At 59.2% G+C, this 18,856-nt stretch carries 13 protein-coding genes and 3 pseudogenes; 6 read left to right on the top strand and 10 right to left on the bottom strand.

What is annotated here, in order from left to right:
* Positions 1 to 40: 40 nt before the first annotated feature.
* Entirely contained in the window at positions 41 to 403 is a 363-nt protein-coding gene (gene queD, locus FXB41_RS19315) for a 6-carboxytetrahydropterin synthase QueD (protein ID WP_219682984.1), read from the bottom strand.
* A 707-nt stretch (positions 404 to 1,110) separates the two neighbouring features.
* Here queD and FXB41_RS19310 point away from each other — a divergent pair.
* A complete protein-coding gene (locus FXB41_RS19310) occupies positions 1,111 to 2,529 on the top strand; it encodes an MATE family efflux transporter (protein WP_219682860.1) in 1,419 nt (472 codons plus the stop codon).
* Between the two features lie 86 nt (positions 2,530 to 2,615).
* On the opposite strand, the pseudogene FXB41_RS19305 reads toward FXB41_RS19310, so the two are convergent.
* Positions 2,616 to 3,019 (bottom strand): annotated as a pseudogene (locus FXB41_RS19305) (IS630 family transposase); the annotation flags it as partial.
* Here FXB41_RS19305 and FXB41_RS19300 point away from each other — a divergent pair.
* Entirely contained in the window at positions 2,984 to 3,253 is a 270-nt protein-coding gene (locus tag FXB41_RS19300) for a hypothetical protein (protein ID WP_157233980.1), read from the top strand. The pseudogene FXB41_RS19305 and the gene FXB41_RS19300 overlap by 36 nt on opposite strands.
* Positions 3,254 to 4,092: 839 nt before the next feature.
* On the opposite strand, the gene FXB41_RS19295 is transcribed toward FXB41_RS19300, so the two are convergent.
* The 5 genes and pseudogenes from FXB41_RS19295 to FXB41_RS19275 form a co-directional block, all read right to left on the bottom strand.
* On the bottom strand, positions 4,093 to 5,493 hold the full coding sequence (locus FXB41_RS19295) for an aspartate ammonia-lyase (protein WP_219682859.1): 1,401 nt from the start codon (positions 5,491 to 5,493) through the stop codon (positions 4,093 to 4,095).
* A gap of 99 nt (positions 5,494 to 5,592) precedes the next feature.
* A complete protein-coding gene (locus FXB41_RS19290; protein WP_219682858.1) occupies positions 5,593 to 6,648 on the bottom strand; it encodes a LysR family transcriptional regulator in 1,056 nt (351 codons plus the stop codon).
* Positions 6,649 to 7,702: 1,054 nt separating this feature from the next.
* A complete protein-coding gene (locus tag FXB41_RS19285) occupies positions 7,703 to 8,908 on the bottom strand; it encodes an MFS transporter (RefSeq protein WP_219682857.1) in 1,206 nt (401 codons plus the stop codon).
* Positions 8,909 to 9,787: 879 nt separating this feature from the next.
* Positions 9,788 to 10,095, bottom strand: a pseudogene (locus FXB41_RS19280) (transposase); the annotation flags it as partial.
* Between the two features lie 1,199 nt (positions 10,096 to 11,294).
* The gene (locus FXB41_RS19275; protein WP_219682983.1) at positions 11,295 to 11,501 is read right to left on the bottom strand and encodes a cold-shock protein; all 207 of its coding nucleotides are present in this window, start codon (positions 11,499 to 11,501) and stop codon (positions 11,295 to 11,297) included.
* A gap of 414 nt (positions 11,502 to 11,915) precedes the next feature.
* Between FXB41_RS19275 and FXB41_RS19270 the strand changes: the two genes are divergently transcribed.
* Positions 11,916 to 12,221 (top strand): hypothetical protein, encoded by a 306-nt coding sequence (locus FXB41_RS19270; RefSeq protein ID WP_085351784.1) that lies wholly within the window; start codon positions 11,916 to 11,918, stop codon positions 12,219 to 12,221.
* Between the two features lie 614 nt (positions 12,222 to 12,835).
* Here the strand turns inward: FXB41_RS19270 and FXB41_RS19265 are convergent.
* The 3 genes and pseudogenes from FXB41_RS19265 to FXB41_RS19255 form a co-directional block, all read right to left on the bottom strand.
* Positions 12,836 to 14,057: pseudogene (locus FXB41_RS19265) on the bottom strand (IS91 family transposase).
* Between the two features lie 22 nt (positions 14,058 to 14,079).
* A complete protein-coding gene (locus tag FXB41_RS19260) occupies positions 14,080 to 14,943 on the bottom strand; it encodes a site-specific integrase (protein WP_219682856.1) in 864 nt (287 codons plus the stop codon).
* Between the two features lie 428 nt (positions 14,944 to 15,371).
* Complete coding sequence (locus FXB41_RS19255; protein ID WP_219682855.1) at positions 15,372 to 16,061, bottom strand: IclR family transcriptional regulator; 690 nt, start codon at positions 16,059 to 16,061, stop codon at positions 15,372 to 15,374.
* Positions 16,062 to 16,225: 164 nt separating this feature from the next.
* On the opposite strand from FXB41_RS19255, the gene FXB41_RS19250 reads away from it, so the two are divergent.
* The 3 genes from FXB41_RS19250 to FXB41_RS19240 are packed head-to-tail and all read left to right on the top strand — an operon-like array spanning position 16,226 to position 18,830.
* A complete protein-coding gene (locus FXB41_RS19250) occupies positions 16,226 to 17,017 on the top strand; it encodes an ABC transporter ATP-binding protein (RefSeq protein ID WP_007599991.1) in 792 nt (263 codons plus the stop codon).
* Positions 17,001 to 17,774, top strand: a complete 774-nt coding sequence (locus FXB41_RS19245) for an ABC transporter permease (protein ID WP_219682982.1) — start codon at positions 17,001 to 17,003, stop codon at positions 17,772 to 17,774. Before FXB41_RS19250 ends, FXB41_RS19245 begins: the two co-directional genes overlap by 17 nt.
* Before the next feature lie 33 nt (positions 17,775 to 17,807).
* On the top strand, positions 17,808 to 18,830 hold the full coding sequence (locus FXB41_RS19240; protein WP_219682854.1) for an ABC transporter substrate-binding protein: 1,023 nt from the start codon (positions 17,808 to 17,810) through the stop codon (positions 18,828 to 18,830).
* The last annotated feature ends 26 nt before the right edge of the window (positions 18,831 to 18,856 follow it).

Genomic DNA, 18,856 nt, shown 5'->3' with positions numbered 1-18,856 from the left:
AGGCGCGCCGCATCGACACAGTCCCAAATGAGCGCTGAATTCAGCGATCGGGCCCCTCATATTCCGCCCAACTATCCGTCGTCTCGTACACCCTCACGCTCGAGAGTTGGGCGAGGCGCGGTTTCGCGTGCTCCCAGATCCAGATGGCGATATTTTCCGCCGTCGGATTTTCCAGTCCCGGGACGTCGTTCAGGCAATGGTGATCGAGCTTCTTTATAAGAAGGCCAAACGCTTCCTCCATGTTGAAGAAATCCATTACGAATCCGGTGTGCGGATCGACTGCCCCGTTCAGCACGACCTCGACGCGATAGGAATGACCATGCACCCAATGACAGCGATGTGTCTGCGGGACGTTTGGAAGTCGGTGCGCTGCCTCGAACTTAAATGCTTGGGATATCTTCATGTGATGCCGAGTGTTTGTGGGAGGGCACGCTGAGCCGCCATTTCGGCTGAGCCAGGCAGTACGAGATAGCCCGCCGCTCGACGGCGTCAGGGCGGTCTTTCGATCGAAGCAGAAATTGTCCAAGCCACGCTCATCGAACCGGTCTGGCAGGCTGCCGGTTGCGGCCACACGAATTTTCAGTTCGTGTCCGCGAGTGACGGCCAGCGCGGCGCGATTTACTGACGCAAATCCAGTCACCACGCTGGCCGGGGCCGGCAGCCTGCCGTTCGTCTCGATCGCGCTGAGGAACCCGATATCGTGTACAGATTGCAGGACATCATCGAACCACCACAGTGATTCTGAGCACGTTCATTGCTTGTGCCATGCCGAAGATGGAGCGTCTACTACAAGATCCGGTAGATGCCAAAACCAACTTGAGGCTCTAGGGTCTGGCCGCGTTTCCCCGCCGATCATCATCCCGAGAAGTGAACGCAACCCGGCACGATGCTCAACCAAAGGGCGGAACGGCACAATATGACTAGCAGAACCTTGGGGCTACCCTCGAACACCTCAGTCAGTATTCGCTACAACTGACGGGAGGCGTATGCCCAGGCAAAAATCAGCTTTGAAAACGTCAACCTATCCAGGCGATCACGGCCTGCCAGAGCAGATCCGGAGAGGATTGCGCTGAGTACGCCATCGTCGAATTTGGAAAAGTTCACTCGTCCGTGAATGGACCGAATACAGAATTCGCCCTCGACAGCAAGCGCAATGTGATGCCAAAGAAAAAACAGCACGTCGATCTATCGGACCAGAATCTCTTGAGTCTTATCCTGCGGCTCGCCATTCCGTCTGTTGTTGGATTATCGATCCATGCGCTGCAGCAGGTCGTCAATGCGATCTTTGTTGGCGCCCTAGGCGCGCAGGCGATCGCAGCTGTTAGCATGACCTTGCCGATCGTGGTCCTGCTCGCCGCAGCCGGACAGGGGATCGGTGTTGGAGCAGCGTCGTTCATATCTCGTCATCTGGGCGCTCGTGAGTACCTAGAAGCGAGTCGAGGCGCAAGCACGGCACTCGCGCTCGCCGCTCCGATCGGTATCATAGTCACCCTCACTCTGCTTCCAAATCTGCCAGGGATATTTGCAACGCTCGGAGCAACCCCAACCATCATGCCCGTGGCGCTCGACTACGCGGGAACGGTTTTGTTGGGGTACACCCCGATGCTACTAAATACCGTCAGCGGGTTCATTGTAAGAGCCGAAGGCTATACACGATTTAGCATGTGGGTGATGATGACCGCGTTTATCCTGAACGCTGTGCTTGATCCCGTCTTCATATTTTCACTTGACCTCGGCGTGCGAGGCGCAGCCCTCGCAACGCTGGTGTCTCAGATCTCTGCTGTCGGACTGTATATCGTGTATTTTACGAAGTTTGGCGGGACGGTTCTCGTCAGGATATCTCACATATCATTGCGAGCAGATCGCATCAGACAGCTCGCGTTGGTAGGCGCGCCGGCGACAATGACGAGTATCTTATCTGCTCTTGCCGTTATGCTCTTGTACGGAGCTGCTGCGCCGTTCGGCGACGATTCCATCGCCGCGGTTGGAATAGCTGTGCGTATCTTGATGGTCGGCGCACTGCCGATCACCGGGTTCTGTATTGGCGCTCAAGCTATCCTGGGTTTCGGTTGGGGCGCACGCGACTATGCTCATATATTGAGAGCTGCGAAGTTCATGCTCTTCGTGACGATCGCATTCTCGGTGCTGTATTCTGCGGCCGTTGTGATTTTTGCGAGGCCTTTGGTGAGCCTATTTAGCGATAACGAGTACGTCACCGAAATTGCCGTCTCGACCTGCATCGTGTTCCATCTCTTCTTTGGACTGTTTGGGGTGCAGAGTTTCGTGACGGCAATGCTTCAGTCATTTGGGAGAGCGCGCCTCAGTGCAATTGTGTCCTTGGCCAGGCAGGGGTATCTCTTCATACCGGCCGTACTGTTATTCCCGCTGGTAGCGGGTTTTAACGGACTGTTAGCCAGTCAAGCTCTCGCAGAGCTTGGCGCCGGAATAATCGCTCTTATCGTCATGTTCAACCAGTTCGGCGAGCTCAGACGAGCGCTCCGGCACGGTCCTCAAGAGCGATCGGGATAGCGGGTTGAGCTGAGAACGGATATGATCGAGGCACAGAGCATTGGGCGCCAGCCTCCTGGGAGGCTCGCCCTTAAAGCGTGATGGGACTAGCTTCGATAGCCTGAGTTTTTGAGGTAGTTGGCGCATTCTTCGGGTGTAAATGCATAAAGGAGTTGGCCGATGGCGGCGCAGACCGCATCGACGGTTCGTGCGGCTGCCTTGCGGAGCAGATGCTTGAGTTTGGCAAAGACTTGTTCGATGGGGTTCAGGTCGGGTGAGTATTTTGGCAGGAAGAAGAGCTTTGCTCCGGCGAAGCGGATGAGCTGGCGCACGGCTTTGCTTTTGTGGCTGCCGAGATTGTCCGGGACGACGATGTCGCCGGGCCGAAGGGTCGGCAGGAGAACCTTCTCCACATAGATCCGGAAGCTCACGCCATGATTGGTCCCTCGATGAACCATGGCGCATCGATCCGGTCATGGCGCAGGGCCGCCAGAAAGGTAATGGTTTTCCAACCCATCTGGCCCCGAGCAACGCTGCCGGTCTCATCGACCCGCTTCATCCAGCCGATCGTCGTGCTGATCGCCACTCCAAACTGCTTGGCGGCCCGATTGCGCGCCCTACCGGCCAAATTAAGGGCGTCAGCTCTTACGGCATTGATATCGGCCAAAGGCTGGAAGTCGAAACGGCCCAAGGCAGCGGCAATGTGGTCGGCCGTGAAGCGGGGGTGATCTCAATCGAGAACTGACTGTCACACCAGTAACATGCGGCGTTTCCGAATTGGTGAATGGAAATGCGAACCGCTTTGCGCTTTGCCACTCTATGGCAAGCAGCTAAATGCAATGCCGCCAATACAAAAGGTGATGCTAACTTTTGCTACAAACCAGGTAAACACTGGCACGGTCATCGACAAGGCCTATAGCCAGAGCATCTTGATTGACCTTACCTTATACTCAAACCGAATGTCGCATACGACATAAACAACGGCTGGGAGTGGGGAAACTTCAGCTGGGCCCCAGTCGAGACGACGGATGAGATTCTGACGCGCGCAGCTGCCTCTCGGCATCGGATGGATTTCGCGTGCCTCAGTGCCGTCTTGAATACGGCAGCGAACGAACGAAAAAATGTTGGGCCCGTGTTCGAACCTGCGGGACTCGATCACGCCTCGTGAATGTATCATCAGGTGAATCAGGCCGTAACCAGCTATCGGAGAACTTGCACATCTTGATCGGGCTACCGGCCGAACAGGATGTGAAGATTGGCGGAGGCCAGGACGGCCCCACGCGAATGGTTAGAATACGTTATCGACAATTTCTTACGTGTTTGCTGATTTGCCGATCACTGCCCCTGGCACTTCGGCCAGGCGCGTCCGTATAAGCACGACTTGAAGAGAGGCCGGAGCACTGACCCATGAACAAGCGGCCTCTCGATCGCGGCGCATCGTCTCATCCGCCGCATCGGGTTGAGACAGGGCGATGGCGAGTTGGCTGTGGTATGACCTTCGTAGGTTGATCCTGCGGTGTTGTGCATCGACTCGCGGCATGCTCGTGAGCCCTTCCCGTACAAGGGCAGGTGCAGAATCGCGGCTCATGCGCCATTCTCGCGATAACGGGTGCTCTCGTGCAGCATCTGCAAAACCGCGCTACGGTTCAGAAGTCCGCGGTCGATCGCGATTTCGACGAAGGGCCGCATTTGCTCAGCGGCTGCAAGGACAAGTGTCGATACCTGTTCATAACCCAGGCGCGGTACGAACACGGTCGCAAGAGCCGAAGATTGCATCAAGTTGCTGAGCGACCGTTCCCGATTTGCCCGGATCCCCGAGATGCAATGGTCGGCAAATATTCTGGCCGATCGCGTCAAAAGCTCGATCGAATCGAACAGGCGCGAGGCGATGACTGGCTCGAAGCGATTGATTTCGAGTTGGCCGCTCAACGCAGAGAGAGATACTGCGGCGTCGTTGCCGACGATAGCGAACGCAATTTGCTGGATCATCATCGGCAGAACTGGATTGAGTTTACCTGGCATGATCGAAGAACCGGGCTGGAGAGCGGGCAACCGCAACTCGCCAAGCCCCGTATTTGGCCCAGAGGAAAGGATGATCAGGTCAGAGGCAATTTTCGCCAATACCTCTGCTGCGATGCGGATTTCCGACGACACGCGTGCGAAGGCGTCGGCGTTCTGCATGGCATCGAACATGTCGTCGCCTGGGCGTACCGCGGCGCCCAAGATCGCCGCAAGATGTCCATAGACGGCACGGCGATAGCCCGGCACTGCTCCGAGCCCGGTGCCAATCGCAGTGCCTCCGAGGGGAAGCACCATCAATTCCTGGCGCGCCACGGACAGCTTCAAGGAGAGCCGCTTGATCGCTGATGCGTAACCGCCGAATGCCTGACCGAGCGTCATCGGCTGGGCGGCCTGCATGCATGTGCGGCCGACGCGCAATACGTCAGCGAATACAATGACCCGCTCCGAAAGAGCGGCCGCCACCTGTTCCAGCGCACCCACCAGATCGCCGGACTTTTCGTGCGCCGCCAACTTGAGCGCCGAGGGCAGCACATCGTTCGTCGACTGGCAAAGGTTCACGTGATCATTTGGGTGGATCACGTCGTACCGGCCGGGCGTTTCACCGACAATTTGCAGGGCCCGGTTCGCCAGAACCTCATTCATGTTCATGTTGATCGATGTGCCGCCGGAGCCTTCGAGCAAATCGATGATAAACTGCCGATCGTGTTTACCAGCAATGACCTCGTCCGCAGCCGCGATTAGTGCTCCTGCTACTTTGGCGTCGAGGGCTCCGAGCTCACGGTTCGCCGCCGCGGCAGCGCGCTTGATGCGCGCTAGTGCCCGAAGAAGTGCCGGCTGATCACCGAGCTTCTGGAGTGAGATGTCGAAATTCTCGCTCCCACGCAGGGAGGCCAAGCCGTACAGGGCGCGCAGCGGCAGCTCGCGCGTTCCTAGACTGTCTATTTCGGTGCGAGTCGCTGACATCTCTGATCCCGGGTTCGGACGCTACGCAAACAACTCTCTCCGAAGACGGGCGAGAGTTAAAGCTGAGATCGGAGATGTTATGGAGGCTAATAAGTATGATTAATTAGGGTTATACTGTTCGTCGAGGGTCCGGGTGGAGCCACCCGCAACGCACCGGCAGGCGGCGTTCTCGTGAGCGAGCGGATCCAACACGATGCTGCCGACGGAACGAGCCATCCAGGGAATTTGAGCAGCGATCTGGGGCAAGGTCCAGTTCCGCAGGAGCACACGAATATCATCCGCTATTCGCGCAGCCAACGTGTCTAATCCGCCTTGCTTAGTCACCAACGCGATCGTGCGCGAGAGGCCGGTCGCCGGCAATGGCATGACTTCGAGCGCCGGTCGATGGACGGCAGCCTGCAATATGCACAGGGGTGTTGTAATCGCCACGCCCATGCCATTGGCGACCATCGAGAGCAGCGAGTCCGACGTGTCGAACGACATCGTCTGCGGATGCTCTATCCTTAGACGCCGGAGATGACGTTCAATTTGCGTTCCCATGTGCGAACGCGCAGTGTAGCGGATAAGTCGGTGCTCGAGGAGTAGGTCGTCCAGTGGACGATCGCGAAGAGTATCCGCCCAGGCAATCGGTGCTACCAGGAGGAATGGCTCGCGCAATAGGGGTAATGGGGTAACTTCGTCAACGCCCTCCATTGGATCCGATGTGACAGCTGCATCGATCTCGTTGCGCATCAATGCCTCGGCGTGCGCGGGTACCAGCCCCGAATACGCGCTCACGCGAAGCGCGATTGAACCCGCCATGAGGCTGCGGACCAACAGTGGTCCAACTGTGGACGCGAACGTGTCGATCATCCCGAGCCGAAGGTCCTCGCGTTCGGGACGCGCTGCGGCGGCCCGCATTTCCTCGACAGCTCGTCCGACGCGCAGGGTTATCTCGCGCATGTGGGTGAGCAGAGCTTGCCCCGCCTCCGTGGGCCCAAGAGGACGACGATCGCGACGGACGAGGGACGCGCCAATATGCGCCTGCGCGCGCTTCATCGCTTGTGAAACGGCCGATTGAGTGATGCCAAGTCTGAGGCCGGCCGCGCTCATGCTGCCCTCTTCGATGACGACAGCCGCGACTTCCAGTACACGCAAATCAGGCAAGCTAAACATAGGAAGCTTACGCTAATGGATTTTTATCGGGTGTGCCACTAGTCCGATTTTGCAGTTGCGGCGAGTCAATCTGCTCGACAGGTTGGCGCACCGGAAACTCACGCTGACCGCGGAAACAGCCGCTCCAAAGCCGCAGCGGTGGAACTGTTCGATGAGACTTCATTTACCCACATTTCCAACCGCTCCAATTTCGGCGCAGAGTTCGATCCGGTGTGTCTGGAGAGTCCGCGCCAGATGACAACATTTCCGAGCGCATTGTGGCAGGTCGCTTCACTCGTTTCGGGATGGCCGTCGCATTGGATCATCGGCCGTTGGTCGGACGTGTCTAGCGCGTAAACTTGATCTAGAGGCCGCGCCGATCTTGCGTCTCGTCTTAAGGCACCATCATGCGCGTTCATTGACAGCCCAGTTCTAGACCATGGCTTTGAGATCCCAGTGGGTCTAAGGACGCAATTGATCAAAGTCGCTGCTTGGAATGCCATTGTGATGCTGGTGAGCGCTCAATCAGGAAGGCACGCAAATAGGTCATCAGCTTGCTCATTTCGCGCAGGAAGGCGATGATGGCTCAGCTGCTCGGCAGCGCCTCAGAAGAGCCAGCAAAGAGCGCCTTCGGTTGAGCGCGATAGGACCGATCATCGAGAAGCGCGTCACACGCCAGCGTGAGGACGCTCACGGGATGAAGAAGGCGAGCTTGCCCGTCTGTCGGGTAGCGCCAATTATGATGCTAGAATGCCGGGTAATCTCAGGACAGAGACATTGTTGTGTGGAAAGAATGCAAAAGTGTTCCGCAGTGCGGTAGACCGCTCGACCGAATGCTCCTCGCAATGCCGCAACGGCGCAATCGCCCGAAATGTTCGCGTACATCGCCAGAAACCTCGATGCCGAGTTCCTCAACGAGTTCTCGGGCAAGGCCTGGCGTGGTGTTTCACCCCCTTCGACCGGTCCGCTTGGCTGCACGAACATTTTGGTCCAACGCTCGCGTACCAGCGGAAGGTTTCGTGCGACATTCGTGGTAGGGCACGCGGCGATCCGCGCGGTGCGCACGGCTGCGGCGTTATCCATCAAGCAACGCCCCCTTTTTTAGATCACCCTCTGGGGCTGCTTGCGGGAGAACTATCAGCAGAGGGATGATGACGACCATACCAGCTGCCAGCATCACTCCTGATGGGCCGGCTACAGTCAACATCTGGGCGCCAAGGACGGCTCCGAAGCCGATGGCCGAATTGATGACCGCCGAGTGCATCGCGGCAGCAGTCATCACTGTCGAACCGGCGGCGCGCAGGATCCAGGTCTGGAGTCCCGCGAACAGCGCCGCGACGGCAGCGCCCCAGATGACCAGCAAGACAAGGACCCGGCCTGTCCCCAAGTGGGGACCAAACCATCCAAGGCCAACGAGCGCCAGACACAGAGCAAGCAGCCCCGCAGTGATGATGGGCTTCATGAAGCGGTCGATGAGGACGCCCGCCAGGATGTTCCCCAGGAATCCTGCTCCGCCAAAGCCGAACAACAGCGCGCCGATCATGACTTGGGCAACGTTTGGAATCTCGCTGAGGAATGGTTCTATAAATGTGTACGCCCCGAAATGCGCCGCCGCCATGAATGTCGTTACGGCATAGATCCCCAACAGGTCATGCCTGCGGCAGACTGATCCAAGCTCTCTCCATCCCGCTGGCGTCCCGGCCTGCATTTTCGGAAGAACTGCCACCATCAGGGCTGAGGTGATCAGTCCGATGGCGCCAATTAATCTGAACGCTGCACGCCATCCGCTCACCTGACCGACGAAGTTCGCGAGCGGCACGCCAACAACGGTCGCCATCGAGATCCCGCCGAATACGATTGCCATCGCAACACCCATACTGCGGGACGGCGCAATCTTAGACGCAACCGCAGTCGCCATGGCCCAATAGAAACCGTGAACGACAGCGCCCACCGTGCGTGCCAGCAACAACCCTTCGAAAGTGTGAGACATCGTCGCCGCAAACGTTGTTGCGGAAAGGATAAGAGTCAAGGCGATGAGTAGCGGCTTGCGAGGAAACTTCTGAAGCAGAACGGGTGACAACAGACCGCTGGCAGCACCGATCCAGGCATAGAGGGCCACCGTGAGCCCGACCGCTGCCTGATCTCGTCCGAGGTCGCGAGCAATCTGAGACAACAGCCCGATAGGTGCTATCTCTGCCAAGACGATGTGAAACGAGGCGATGCCTAGCACGATGACGGCGAGCCAGATGCGGAGCGAAGATTCTGTGCCGTCACTCGTCATTATTAAACATCACTGTACGAAGGATCCGCCCGTTTGATTTGTCGATGATCAGCCGCTGCTTGTACGCATTTTTCATCCATGGACGTGGCGCCGCATGGCACGGGCGTCTCTCCGGATGTTAATCGACCTGCATCGGTGGTATCCGATCGTTACGGTTGCATGGGTCGTTCTCTCCATCAACTGCGAGAGTTGATAGTTGACACACGACAAACGGCACTCGGTGTCCTCGACTGGCGTCCTGAGTGGGACTGTCGTTCCGGCCGGCGTCGTGAAAGAGGGCCTGACCTTACTCGAAGAGCTGCGTCGCTCGCCACCAGGCGCTGCGCTTCGCCAACCCCGCCAAACGAACGGTGCAATAGCATCGTGATGCCTTTCGTGCGTTCGCACGGCCTGCAGATTGCCGAGCTGCCAACACCGAGGAGGAGGTCTCACTCACGATGTCCCGGCACTGCTTCGGCAGCTTTAGCAGGGCGCTCGCGGATCATGATCTCCGGGGAGCCGCGATTGCCTCGCCTGCGTACGCGCGCGCTGGGTGTCAATCGGCCCTTTAATTGCGGTTTGTTGTCAAAACTTACATTTCTGAACTCGCCCACGGCACGGTGGTAGTGCTCGCGCCGTCGGAGCTGGTCCGGATTGCGGAGACGGCGCGGGCCGGCTGATACGTGCATTAGATCGCCGGGGCTGGTTGAGGTCTTCGCTGGATCATGGTCCTTTCCAAGTCGCGCAGCGCCTCATGATGATGTCGGGGTCGGGCGCCTCAACGTTTGCAGCGGAGTGCGGACGAGCCGCCACCGCCTGATTGACCGAGGCCGCCACAACACCGTCCCAGCGAGACATCGCCAGTCCGGCAGACCGGACCAGGAACTCTACAAGATCGGATCAGGCTTCCTTCCTCTGGCCCCAGTCGAACGATGTGCCGTAGACCCAGATACAGTGAAGAAGGATGGCGAGTTTGCGCGCGATGGCGACCTTTGCCTTTCGCATGCCAATCCGCTTAGCGAGCTTCATGCCCCAAGCCCTAAGAGAGGACCATTTCTTCGTTCGATGAAGCAGGACGATCGCCGCCTCGTACAGGTAGGTTGGGAGAAGACGGTCGCCCCATCGTGATATCTTGCCCAGTTTCGCCAGTGGTTGCGTCGAGGCGTAAGACCCAGATAGGCGCCGACGCTTGATGCCGATCGGAAGCGCGATGTTTCAAGGTGCCGTCGCATGCGCTGGTTCATTAGGAGGACGGATCGAGCTTTAGCATTGATGCTAGCAGCCGCTCCGGCTTTGAATCCTCAAGTGGGCTTCAACGCGCGATGCCAACGGGCCGTATGTTGGTCCGTGCGAAGCCCTAATGATGGACGGAAGCGTTCCGCGGTTACATAAATTAGACTACGAGGGGCGCGGATCGGTGGTGGACGCCCGAAATGTCCCGGCTCAGCAAAATCCCCTTGGAATTCCGATAGGTGAGTTCGGCATTGCCTTCGTGCATCTCAAAATTCGATTTTCATTTCTAGCCGGTTCGCTGCGCCAAGAGGATTGCCAACCTCCACGACGAGAGGCTCTAGGGCGGAGAGCGATCCCATAATGGCGTGGCGACTGGACGAGCACTCAACCAAAGATGGCCCCGCCCAATTAAGGTAAATTCAATCCAGCCCTGCCCCGACACTTATTGATGTGAAGGTAAACGATCATCGCCGCTGCGTATCATTTCTCGGCGAGATCATCCAGCACTTGAAGGGCGACTACGCGGTTGCAGCTTCAGCGTACGAGCCAGGCGTGTGGCTGAGCAAAGAACGCGGCGACCGCATGCACAACCGCGGCCGCAGGTGCGGCGTCGTGCTCCCCGAGATCCCCGAAGGCTCCTGATGGAGGGCGTTGAGGAGCCTGCCCACAATCTACGAATTGCCTGCTTGTGAGCCCTCGAGGCTGGCGACCTTGACCGGATCCAACGTCCGGCGAAGGGAGCTCGCGCAGCAATAGCCTGATATCGTAGCCCTCTCGAACGCGCGAGAGTCCTTGCTTAGGTTTCCCATCCCTTCGTTGGTCCACACTGTTGAACTCGCGCCGCAGCACGGTATCGGGTTTGATCAGCGCCGGCGCCACCACCTCCGGTCCAGGATGATCGGCGAGGATGAACTTCCGACCAATAAGCCGCTCGCGAGCGCCTTCAAATCGCGCTATGACGAGCGGGCGGACTGACTGTTACCCGTCTACCAAACGGGACAAAGAGGCGATGCGCTAGCGAGCATCGCTAGCTACGTTCTTTTGTATTCGGACCCGCGAAACGTCGAAAATTGGCGAGAAATGAAACGACCCCAGTGCTTAAAGAGGCTGGGGTCGTTCCGAGGTAAGCGCCAGACTTGGGCGGGGGCTGAGGCCAGACGCCTACGACATGAAATCAGACACGCAGATTTTCCGCACTGCTTTTACCGCGCCTCGGGTCGACTTTAAGCTCGTAAGAGACTGCCTGCCCTTCCCGCAGGTCAGAGAGGCCAGCGCGCTCCAGGGCGCTTATGTGTACAAAAACATCTTGGCCGCCCCCATCCGGCTGAATGAAGCCGAAACCCTTCGTCGCGTTAAACCATTTCACAACACCCCTCGCCACTCCCATCTCCCATTTGAGCAATACTGTAGAGTAGTTCTGGTCGGACCATTCGGGCGGCGCCGATTCGCCCATTGACGCACAATCTCCGCTGCTTCGGCGTCAGCGTAGTCGCTTGAGGAGTTCGAGCATGGCGAGCCTGGGCGATCATGCTTTCATGCCAGAGACCAGGCACAGCCGACGGGTTTGACCCAGGTCGCATCGTTCTGATCTTCCATCCTGTTGCGTCACTTGGGTGACGAAGGTTACGTTGGTGGGTTCTCCTAGCAGGGAAGCCGCGAATTTCATCGGCCCAGATGGCTCATCGGCCACTATTTTGCGGAGAAGCAGCGGCCTCGCAACTACCAAAAGGGGTAGCTGGACGAGCGTACCGCACCAAATTAGCATGCTCCCATGACTGTTCGGAGGACATGGAAGATGAACTGGAAGAAGGAACTGGAGGCGCTGGTTCAACAATCCGCGGCACTCGTAGAACGCGCACGGAGCGTAGCGCCTATTCCAAAGCTGGTAGCACCCATCGCGCCAATCGCAAAAGCTTCCCCGCCCGATTCTCCCCGGCGGTTGAGCTGGGACACCTCCGAGCGAGAGCACATCAGCAAACGAGTTGCGAATTTCAGAGCGCATCAAGAGCGCGTGCGCCGCGAGCGCGACGAATATTTTTCCCGCACGATGCAACGGACACGGGATCTCGCGAGAGGCCACGGCTCCGACGAACAGATGTAGGCGGTCGGACAGTCGCGCAACTTTGCTAACAATCCGCCAAATCGCGCCAGAAGAGTCGACTGCGGCCGACCACCGGCTGGGAACGGCGAGTAGCCGTGAGAGTCGTACGAGTCTCCAAAAGATGCCCGTCACAGCCCATCTGAGGATTGCCGCGCGCTGAGGATTGCCGCGTCGTGTCCTCACGCCATAGGTTGCCCTCGTACTGGATGCGCTGGGGGCAACCACGCGATCGTTGTAGTGGCGCCGCCGACGCCCACACGAATCTGGCGCATGGATTTTGCACCGCCGAGGAAGGCGTGGGTGTTGACCCTACCCCTCGGGCTTAATCCAGTTTGACGTTCGTTCTGGCCGAAGACGAGGACCAGAGCATGCAGCACGTTCGAGATCGGAAGGCCCGATCTGCTGGCTCGGCGCGTGAGGCAGAGACACGAGATGTGCGCGTCGGGGAAGAGTTGAGATCAGACGCGCTTCACTGGAGATCGCGATAGGCATTTTGCTGCATCGGACCGTTGTTGTCGCGGAGTGTGAAAGCACGGAGTCGACATCGTCCGCGATGATCGAGACGCTGGGAGCGAAATGACGAATGATGATCGTCGTGCACGGCATGACTTGGCTCACGATGTGTCGCATCGGAACGGTGATGTTCGAGGGCTGGAGCATCTGAAGCTGTGTCGAAAGCGCTCAATGATGCGCATGACGCCACCACAATCGGGCCAGGCAGGAACTTCGGCCCAGGTTTAAGCTTCCAAATCCACAGGCGGCGGCTGGCTGTCGTTTGGGGCTGTCTCATGATCGAGAAGTTCGCGGCAAAAGGCGAGCTTGGCAGCGCGATGGCGGTTGGCCATGAAGCCGAAGTGGCGGATGCGATGGAAACCGTCGGGCAGCGTATGAAGCAGGAAGCGGCGAATGAACTCGTCGGGCTTGAGCTTCATGATCTTTGTCGCGCCGTCCTGGCGGTAATCCTTCCATGTGAAGGCAACATGATCGTTGTCGGGTGCGACGAGCCGGCTGTTGGCGATCGCGACGCGATGGGTATAGCGGCCGAGATAGGCCAGCACCTGTGCGGGTCCGCCGAAGGGCCGCTTGGCGTAAGCAACCCAGTTGACGCGCTGCATGGCTTTGATGCGACCAGCGAAAGCGTCGAGTTCGGCAAGAGAAGCAAGATCGCCGAAGAAGCGCAAGGCGCCGGCGTTGAAGACCCCGATCAGGCGTTTGAGAAAAAGCCAGCGAAAGAGCCGGGACAGCGGTTTGACGGCCAGGAAGAAGTTCGGTCGGCTGGCGATCCAGCGTGTTCCATCAGGTGACGGGCCGCCGCCCGGCACGACACAATGAATGTGGGGATGATGCGTTAGCGCTTGTCCACAGGTGTGCAGGACCGCGACGCCGCCGATCTCCGCGCCGAGCCGGCGCGGATTGGCAGCAAGCGTCGGTCATCGCCTCGGCGGCGGCCTTAAACAGGATGGCATAGACGACCGCCTTGTTTTGGAAAGCAATCGCGGCGATCGGTGCAGGAAGCGTAAAGACGACGTGGAAGTAGGGAACCGGCAGCAGGTCGGCTTCTCGCGCGGCAAGGCACGCGGCTCGGGCTGGCCCCTGACACTTCGGACAATGCCGATTCCGGCAGGAATTATAGGCGATCCGCGTCATGCCGCAGTCATTGCGGGCCTCGAGGTGGCCGCCGAGCGCCTCGGTTCGGCACCCAACAATGGCGCTCATCACCCGCCGCTCGACGCGACCGTGATGACCGGCATGGTCACGACGATAGGCGTCGCCATGCCGGCGCAAGATATCGGCAATGTCGATGGCGGGTCGGTGCGGGCGGACGTCGGGGGTCATAAGCCGGATCCCGGAGCCGTTGTCATGCCGGTGGCGTCACCTCCAGCGACAGGCGGTCGAGCGGGCTCTGGGGCGCCCGGATCGTATGGGTGGCGACCTGCGTGTAGCGCGCCGTCGACGACGGATTATTTTGCCCGAGCAGAACCTGGATGATCCGGATGTCGATTCCGTTCTCCAGAAGATGTGTCGCGAAGCTGTGGCGCAGCGTGTGCAGCGTGACGCGCTTGGTCAGGCCCGCAGCCTTGACCGCCGAGCGGCAGGCGGCATGCAACACGGTCGGATCAATCGGGTGACCTTCGTCACGCCCAGGGAACAGATAAAGCCGCGGCCGGGCGAGCCGCCAGTAGGTGCGCAGGATGCCGAGCAGTTGGGACGACAGCATCACGTTGCGATCCTTCGCGCCTTTGCCGTGGCGCACCTGGATGACACCGCGGGTGCTGTCGATGTCTTCGATCCGCAGTCCCGCGACCTCGGAGGCCCTGGGGCCGGCCGCATAGGCGGTGGTGAGCGCGGCGCGGCTCTTCAGGCTCGACACCGCCTCGAGGAACTGCACCACTTCGTCGGCGCTGAGAACGACCGGCAGCTTGCGGGGCTCTCGCGCATAGGGAATGCGCTCCGGGATGAGCGCCTCGCCGAGCGTGACGCCGTAGAAAAACCGTAGCGCACAGACGATGATCTGGTTCAGCGCCGGCCATGAGATGTCGGTCGAGACCAGATGCACCTGGAAGGCCCGGACGTCTTCCAGCTCCAACCGCTCAGGCGATCGGCCGAAATAGCGGCTGAACTTCGAAACCGCGCTGATGTAGGATCGCTGCGTCGCCGGCGACAGATTGCGGACTGTCATATCCTCGATCATGCGGCGGCGAAGAGGGCTCAAATCGGCCATCTCAATACCCTGTCTGAGGGGGGCTCCAACACCCACATCCTCTCCGCCAGGAGGCGATCTACGCCACCTCGCCACGCACGCCGCGACAGCGGCTTCGTTCAATCCCAAATCGATTCGGTCTAACCCCATCCGGCTTTAGGCCGCACAATCCGCGAAACGTCCTAACCGCGCTTGCATCGATGTCGGCGCGCCGCAGCTTGGCCGTCAGGCCATGACGGCTCCAGAACACGCGCACCAGCACACATCACACGAGCAGCGTAATAGCCTTGAAGAAGCCTCCCTCCTGATGTCCGTGTAGGGATGGGTGGCGTCGAGGTCGAGGATGATCTGCAGGCCTCAACAATGCGAGAAATGCGCGCTACGCTCAGGAGAGACCATTGCGGCACCCGCTGAGCTGCGCGTTATGAACAGAACGCTGCCATTGTAGCTCAGCGCTCAGTTGCAGGCAGCAAACCAATCAGCGCTTTAGCCTCGGACTTCAGCACTTCAACGGCAGATTTCCGAGCATCTGCATCAAAGCGAGTGCGAATGGCGGAGACTGAGAGCGCGCCCCGCAATTTGCCATAGACATCGATTACGGGCACCGCTGCGGCCGCAACCTCAGGATCACGCTCGCCGATCGAGACGTAGAAGCCACGATCTCTGATCTTCTTTCCATCAGCTAATGCAAAATCGCGGTAAGCGGTAAGAACGCGGCCCGCAGCGCCGCGATCAATCGGCAATCGTTGTCCTTCTTCGAGGTGATGCCGGACGGAACGCGGAGAATTAACGCGATAAAGGCAAATGCGCTCGTCGCCCTCCGCGATGTAGAAGGATGCGGTCTCTCCGGTTGCTTCGACCAGACGATGGAGCGAGGGTCTGATCAGGTCACCGAGGTCCAGCCCACGCTGATAGAGCGCCCCAAGGCGCCATAGCTCCGGTCCCGGTCGAAATAGCCGGTCGGTCCCCCGCACCAGGAATCCGTCCGCTTCCAGGGATGCGGCAAGGCGAAGGACCGTGCTCTTGTAGAAGTCGGTCGCCTCGGCAATCTCGGTCAGCGTCATGGCTGCGCGCTCAGCGCCGAAGGCCTTGAGGATCGCCAGGGCGCGCCCGACCGCATCAACCCCTGTCTTTGCCATTGATACAGTCCTCGTGTTCTGTAGTGCAGAACAGATATCCAGAATGGATGAAAAGTCCAGTATTCAATGCTCATCTTGGTTCTATGTTGCAGAATGCAATTGACTCCGGATGTAGCGCCGGTTACCTGTTTTGAGGCTTAGAACAGGTTCTGCGGAGCGAAACAATGGAAGGGCAGCCGGCACTTGCCGTCGACCTGCGCGACGTGATGATTCGCTTCGGCGACTTCACCGCCGTGAAAAGCATGAACCTCCAGGTCGGCGAAACCGAATTCGTTGCAGTGGTCGGGCCGACCGGCTGCGGAAAATCGACCATTCTCAATACTGTCACCGGACTGCTGAAGCCGGCCGCCGGCGAGGTTCGCATTTTCGGCAAATCGCTTAGGGGCCTGAACGGTCAGTCCGGCTACATGCTGCAACAGGAAGGGCTGCTGCCCTGGAAAACAGCCCAGGACAATGTCGGCCTCGGGCTGGTGTTTCAGGGAAGCTCGATCGCGAAAGCTCGCGAGCAGGCGCGGCCCTGGCTCGCCAAGGTTGGCTTGAAAGGGTTCGAGGAGCGCTATCCGCACCAATTGTCCGGCGGCCAGCGCAAGCGGGTCGCCATGACGCAGACCCTGATCATGCAGCCGAAGATCGTCCTGATGGATGAGCCTTTCTCAGCGCTGGACGTTCACACCCGTCGCCTCATGCACCGTATCCTGCTCGACCTCTGGCAGGCGGACCGGCGCTCACTGGTTTTCATCACCCATGACCTCGATGAGGCGATCACGCTGGCGGACCGCGTCGTTGTGATGTCTGCCGGTCCCGCGAGCCGCATGGTTGGCGATGTCAGGATCACGCTGCCTCGTCCCCGCGACCTCTCGGCGCTACAGACCACCGACGAGTTCGTCGCGCTTTACCGTGAAATCTGGTCGCTGCTCGGCGCCGAAGTGGAGAAAAGCTATGCCACGCAGGGGTAAGGTCGCTCTCACGCAGTTCGCCATCGTGCTTGGGCTGATCCTGATCTGGGAATTGGGCGTGCGGGCAGGGTTGATCGACCCGTTCTTCTTTCCGGCCCCGTCGACACTCATCGCAAGGATCGGAGAGTGGATGTCAACGGCCGACTTCTGGACCGATGTCAGCATAACACTGCTGGAGACGGTCCTGTCTTTCCTGGCTGGTATCGGGATCGGCACGGCGCTTGGTATCTGGTTGGGCTTAAGCCCGTTTGCGGCCGAGGTCCTTCAGCCCTTCATCAAGATGTTCAATGCGATCCCGCGCATCTTGCTGGGGCCCATTTTTGTCATCTGGTTCGGATTGGGCCTCACCTCCAAGGTCGCGCTGGGCGTGACGCTGGTTCTCTTCGTCGCTTTTTTCAACACCTTTCAGGGCGTTCGCGAGGTCAATCCGGTCGTGCTCGCGAATGCGCGCCTGCTACGTGCATCGAAGTCCTCCCTGCTGCGCCATGTCTACCTACCGTCCGCCACCACGTGGATCCTGTCGAGCCTGCGGGTGTCGGTCGGCATGGCTGTGATGGGAGCAGTGGTCGCCGAATATCTCGGTTCGTCCGCGGGATTGGGGCACCTGATTGCGCAGGCCGAGGGCGTCCTCGACGCGACCGGAGTGTTCGCAGGAATCATCGTCCTCTCCGCCTTCGTCGTTGCTCTCGATGCCATTGTCGACCGCGCGGAAAAACGGCTCCTGGTCTGGCGGCCCGCACCTGCCCACGAAGCCTGATCGTACCGCTCTCCCATTCTCATGGAGTTTCCCATGCACGCTTTTCCACGACTGATGCTCGTCATCGCGATAGCCGCATTCCCGGTCATCTCGACTTATGCCGCCGAGCCCGAGAAGACAAAATTGAAGATCGCAGTGGGGTCACAGATCCTCAACTATATGCCTCTCGAACTTGGCGTGAAGCTGGGCGCCTTCAAGGAAGAAGGGGTTGACGTGACCGTCGAGAACTTCCAGGCCGGTGGCTCGAAGGCTTTGCAGGCGTTGATCGGCGGCTCGGTGGACGGGACCGTCGGCTTTTATGATCACACCATTCAGATGCAGGCCCAAGGCAAGCAAATTTCCTGCGTGTTCCTGCTCAATGACATTCCCGGCGTGTTGCTCGGTGTCCGCGGCGACCTCGCTGACAAGGTCAAGACGGGTGCCGGTCTGAAGGGCCTGAAGCTCGGGATCACGGCGCCGGGGTCCTCGACCGATACCATGGCGCGCTACTACATCAAGAAATCGGGATTGGGCTCGCGCGATGTAAGCATCATCGCGGTTGGCAGTGGTGCACCCGGCATGGTGGCGCTCGAGGCCAAGAATATCGACGCGCTCGTCTATTTCGATCCGATTGCGACCCTTCTCGCGCGCAAGAAGAGTGCGACACCGCTGTTCGACGCGCGCACGGTCGAAGGCTCAAGGCAGGCCTTTGGCGGAATCTATCCGACCGCGTGCCTTTACCTTCAGCAGTCCTTCATCGACAAAAATCCGGAAACGGTCCAGCGCCTCGTCAACGCCTTGTTCAAAACTCATCGCTGGATCAACACGGTTTCGGCGGAGCAGCTCGTCGACGCGATGCCTCCTGCATACAAGACCGACAATCGCGAGGTGAACATCGAGATCATCAACGCGTCGAAAGCGCTGTTCTCGCCAACCGGTCAGATGGACATCGACGCGGCCAAGGTCCCGCTGGCTGTCCTAGGCGACTTTGATCCGAAGATCGCAGCCGCAAAGATCGACCTGATCAAGACCTTCACGAATCGATTCGCGGAACGTGCTGCGCAGCAACTGAAATAAGTTGCGTACTAAGCGCTCGCTATCGG

This window comes from Bradyrhizobium canariense, assembly GCF_019402665.1.
Classification (GTDB): domain Bacteria; phylum Pseudomonadota; class Alphaproteobacteria; order Rhizobiales; family Xanthobacteraceae; genus Bradyrhizobium; species Bradyrhizobium canariense.
This window is presented reverse-complemented; position numbering and strand designations above follow the sequence as displayed.